We start from the raw sequence: 4,877 nt of genomic DNA on the forward strand, positions 1-4,877 counted from the left end.
GCTGTTACGCATTCTTACAGACCGAGGTACGGAATATAATGTCCATAAGGAGAGCAATGCTTATGAGCTTTATCTTAATCTAGAAGATATTGAACACACCAAGACCAAAGCCTACAGCCCACAAACAAACGGTATTTGTGAGCGATTCCATAAGACGATGAAAACAGAATGTTATGATATTTTATTTCGACGTAAGATTTACACGCAATTGAGTGAAATACAAAACGATATTGAGCAATGGCTTGAATTTTACAATCGAGAAAGAGCGCATTCAGGAAAATATTGTTATGGGAAGACACCATGGCAAACATGGAATGATGCAAAAGGGTTGGTTAAGGAAAAGCAATTGGAGAATTTATTTTGCTCATCGGACACGCATTTTGTTAAAATGAAAGCCGATGAGTAATATGCGTCTGTCAGATTAAGTTTGAGCTACTACAATTAGCATTCGCATCGCTTTGTTCTGTGCTAGTTGTTTGATTTTGAGCTTGCACCTGTGCTACTTGTTTCCACCACAGTGAGGGTTTAATGCGCTGCGCTTTTTCTAGTTGCCAGTTTGATTTGACATGTTTATGCGCTTCGTCTACCACATCTAAGGCAAAATCACGGAGGTAAGGCTCGGTGATGCCAAGCTCATCTAATCCCGCTTCAATAAGTGCTTTTTGTTGTTGTTTTTCTTCTTCAAATAAGTCATCAATTTCGTTCCATTTGCTTAACGCTTCATCGGCATACCATTCGCTTTCATATTTCACCAATAAATGCCCTATCAACTCCGCTGTCCAGCTTCGGCGTAATCCTTCCTTTAAATCCCTATCCGTAAAAGTCGGCGGCGGTAGTTTTTTTTCCGTTGGGTTGAATATATCAGTGTCCCTGTCAAAATTTGGTGTAGCGCTTTCATCGCCGGCGCGTAATCATCTAAATCCAATTTCGCTACTTTATTCTTGCCAACCTTATCTGATAATTCACCTACCGTGGTTTTTTACTATTAAAAACAATTTATAATTTATCTAAATATGCACAACCTTCAAATATTTCACCTTTATAATCAATAAAAATTTCATATATTGAAGTTATCTCATCAAGATTTGCTTCACAAAAAGTTCCTTTGGTAAGACTACGAATTAAGCCATATACACCATCTTTAGAATGAAAAATAACCAAAAAATTTCTTGTTAAAGAAGAATTTTTTATATCTATGGCAATATTTATATTTTTTTCTTTTAGAGATATGAATTGCAATTTATTCTTACTTATTTTAGCATTCCAAAATGGTTCATAACCATTAGCATAAAAACCTATAGAGTTTTTGTTAACTTTATCCCAAAAAGTATGTGGCGATAACATATCTGTTTGTTCCATTTTCTGTAGCTCTGATAAATTTATCCAATCTATCGTTCCGTTTTTAAGATTTAAGAAATTCTGCTTACCATTTTCCATGCTTCCTAAAGATAAAAATTCTTGATAGGATGAATTAGTATATACCTCTTGAGCTAATAACAAGTTAGGTAATAGCAAAAATAATAAAATTAATTTTTTCATATAATAACCTTATTTTTTATGCGGATTTCCAGATAAAATTGGAGGCCATGAATATTTATCATTTGCAAATGGAATTTTTGATTTGCTATATCCCCAATACCGTTCATGTTCGAAATGAGGAATATTATCTATCGGTACATTTCTACTTCTTAAGATAGAATAAAATTTATTATAATCAAAGTCTGTAGGAGCACCATGACCATTTGGAATGCCTCTATCAACTTCTATATGAGGTACTATAATTGGCCAACATCCTTCAATATCGGAAGCTTCAATATATAAATCAGCAAGAGCTTGATATTGGTTATCTGTAGGTACATCCGGACTTTTATAATTGATTTCGACATGGAACATTCTTCCTTTTAAATTATTTCTAGACTCAGCTTTTGTAGCCCATACATTTTTTTCGGTAAAAGGCCATATTTCAATTACATCTCCATTTCTCATAATATATTTATGAGCTTTACTCCTTATTTTTTTATCTGGATTGTTAACATTATTTATTGCCTTGATAGTATCTTCTGACATATTTCCATCAGTACAATGTAAAACAAAATGACTTCTATAGTCAGGTGTTATAGGACAAACGCCTTTATTTTTTTCAACTTTAAAATAATCCACCATCGCCACCGGATGAATAAACCACGCCTTGCCGTCAGTTGATAGATTGGATAGTTTAGGGGTATTAGCATTCGCATCGCTTTGTTCAGTGCTGGTTGTTTGAGTTTGAGTTTGAGCTTGCACTTGTGCCACTTGTTGCCACCACAGTGATGGTTTGATGCGTTGCGCTTTTTCTAGTTGCCAATTTGCTTTGACATGTTCATGTGCTTCGTCTACTTTTTGCATGACCCCATCTATCTGATAAGGCTCGGTGATACCAAGCTCATCTAATCCCGCTTCAATCAGCGCTTTTTGTTGCTTTTTTTCTTCTTCAAATAAGTCATCAATTTCATTCCATTTGCTTAACGCTTCATCGGCATACCATTCGCTTTCATATTTCACCAATAAATGCCCTATCAACTCCGCTGTCCAGCTTCGGCGTAATCCTTCTTTTAAATCCCTATCCGTAAAAGTCGGTGGCGGTAGGTTTTTTTTTCGTTGGGTTGAGTATATCAGTGTCCCTGTCAAAATTTGGTGTAGCGCTTTCATCGCCGGCGTGTAATCATCTAAATCCAATTTCGCTACTTTATTCTTGCCTATCTTGTCAGATAATTCACCTACCGTGGCCTTTTCTTCTATCGTTTCAAATCCAGGCCAGTGCCAAGGACTAACAACTTTTATATGCGCTTGCATATTTTCTTCTGTATTCACCCAACCTTGTATCGGTAGCGTTTGCTCATTCAGTGCCGTCACTTGCGCCCATTTCGCCGCTTCATCATCTATCGCTATCAAGCCTTCATTCTCTAAGGAAATTAGGGACACGGTTCTAGGATAACATACCGTATTACGCTTTTTTTCCTGAGGGGAAACGCTGTTATCTAATGATAACGGGAATTTATTCCAGTAACTTATGTTTAAAGCGTTGATGTCGGTTTGATTTTCGCTAGTAAGGGTGAGGCTGTTAGCTGTCGATAGTTGGATATTTTCAGGGCTAGTTAGGGCGATGCCTTCTTGCGCATAGGCCAGTAAGCCACTTTGGGTTAGCTGCGTTAAGTTGGCTTTAAGTTGTTCTTGGCTGTCGGTATCGGCGCTGTGCGCTTCAGACTGGGTGGCGGCATTTTGTAGCGCTTTGGCAATGGAGAGCGCATTTTCAAGTTGGGTGATTGCCGCTTGCATATCGAGCTGTTTGCCTTGCGCTTTGGGCTGGGTTTGGGTGGTTAAGTATAAGCCTCTATTGGCGGCAATCGCACCCCATTCATCGGTGCGTAGTTCAAAATCTTCACCACGTTGGTGTTTTTTATTATCAACTAAATGCCCTAAATTAAGTTGCGTTTTGCCGTATTCGGTGGCCAGTTTGATGTGCTCTTGCCCGCGTTTATCATCCATGCGCAGTTTGTTATTAGCCGGGGTGCGAATGATGTTGCGGTGTTTGTTGATGGTGGTGATAGGGTCAGGGTGGTCACTGTCGTGCATGGCATGGGCTATATACGGCCTATCGGGATTGCCGTTCATAAAGGCGATGACCACTTCGGTGCCGTCAATTAAGGGAAAGTGAAAGCCATAGGTGCTGCCTGCATACGGTTTGGCTAAACGTATCCAAAGGCTTTCTTCGCCATTTTTCCATGTTTTTAGGTCAAAGTTAAATTTAACGCGGTAGCGTCCTTGGGGGGCAATATAGCCATAGGTGTCATTGTCGGGGCTAGTGACCCTTGCCGGTAAGGTGCCGCTGATTTGGGGCCAGCGGATAGGCGTCGGGCGGTAGAGCGTTAATGCCTGATAAGGAATCGCAGTAAATTCTAGCTCGTATGCATCGGTGCGGTTACCTTGTCCTTGTACACTTAAAATAATTACGCCGTCATTGATATTATTCAGTGGACTGCCGTTGAGATTAATCCATTGACCCGGTGCTAGCGCGTAGCGGTTGCTTTTACCGTGAATAATAACTTGTTGGCTGATTTTTTGTTCGTGCCGTAGGCGTGCATACCATTCACCACTTTCGATGTAGGTGTCATTATCACGATTATCACTCTCACCATCGTTATCATCATTGCCATTAGCGCCATTGGTTTGACCGTTATCATTGAGTCCTTTGTAGTGCTCTTCATAACGGTAATCAGTGCCATAGGTGGTGGTGCTTTTCGGTTGGGTATTGATGTCTTTGTGCAAATCCGTATTGGCGGTTCGATAGTTATAATCATTTACCTCAACTGATGAGGCCACCACGGCACTGTGTAAGCGAATATCCCAAACGCTTTCGGTGCCACCATCTAAGGTGCCACTCGGTGGTTTGTTATCAATATCAGCAACCTGAGCATAACCTTGCTCATAATCACTTAGCACCATGACATCACAGTTGTGCTCAGCATGGGTTTCAAAGCGAAACCAAATCCCCACATCCGCCAATAAGCGTTGTATGAACTCAAGGTCACTTTCTTGCCATTGGGTAATAAATTCTCGAGACGGGTAGGTGTCTTTTAATTCCAAGCGGTAATCAATGCCGGTAAAACCATGGCTGCGCAGTATCGATTCCACTACACTTACCACGCTTTAGTTTTGAAAAATGGCACACTGTTTTTTCATGGCTAACAACGCTAAGCGGGATGATAAAACAACTTGATAATGCGCTTGCTCTTTACTGACCGATAGCTGACTAAATGCGGTAACCACCCCATGAAGTATGCGCCCGTCACTGATAGCAGGTAAGCCACCTAGTGAGCGTATTGCTTCTGTTAATGGCT

At 40.2% G+C, this 4,877-nt stretch carries 3 protein-coding genes and 1 pseudogene; 1 reads left to right on the forward strand and 3 read right to left on the reverse strand.

The features are described from left to right. Nucleotides 1-406, forward strand: a 406-nt coding sequence (locus tag A9G35_RS07375) for an integrase core domain-containing protein (protein ID WP_176701407.1), incomplete at its 5' end; no start/stop codon positions are given. 10 nt (nt 407-416) lie between these two features. On the opposite strand, the gene A9G35_RS07380 is transcribed toward A9G35_RS07375, so the two are convergent. The 3 genes and pseudogenes from A9G35_RS07380 to vgrG all read right to left on the reverse strand — a co-directional run bounded on the left by A9G35_RS07380 (nt 417) and on the right by vgrG (nt 4,806). Continuing rightward, nucleotides 417-752 carry a hypothetical protein gene (locus A9G35_RS07380; protein WP_065636313.1) on the reverse strand — a complete coding sequence of 112 codons (336 nt, stop codon included), beginning with the start codon at nt 750-752 and terminating at the stop codon, nt 417-419. 244 nt (nt 753-996) lie between these two features. Next, a complete protein-coding gene (locus A9G35_RS07385) occupies nt 997-1,539 on the reverse strand; it encodes a hypothetical protein (protein WP_065636314.1) in 543 nt (180 codons plus the stop codon). Nucleotides 1,540-1,548: 9 nt separating this feature from the next. Continuing rightward, a pseudogene (gene vgrG, locus A9G35_RS14000) lies at nt 1,549-4,806 on the reverse strand (type VI secretion system tip protein VgrG). Between the last annotated feature and the right edge of the window lie 71 nt (nt 4,807-4,877).

It is taken from the genome of Gilliamella sp. Choc5-1 (assembly GCF_001690595.1).
Classification (GTDB): domain Bacteria; phylum Pseudomonadota; class Gammaproteobacteria; order Enterobacterales; family Orbaceae; genus Gilliamella; species Gilliamella apicola_M.

Coding starts and splice junctions, on each gene's coding strand:
- A9G35_RS07385 (WP_065636314.1), bottom strand. CDS start 1,539: ATGAAAAAATTAATTTTATTATTTTTGCTATTACCTAACTTGTTATTA.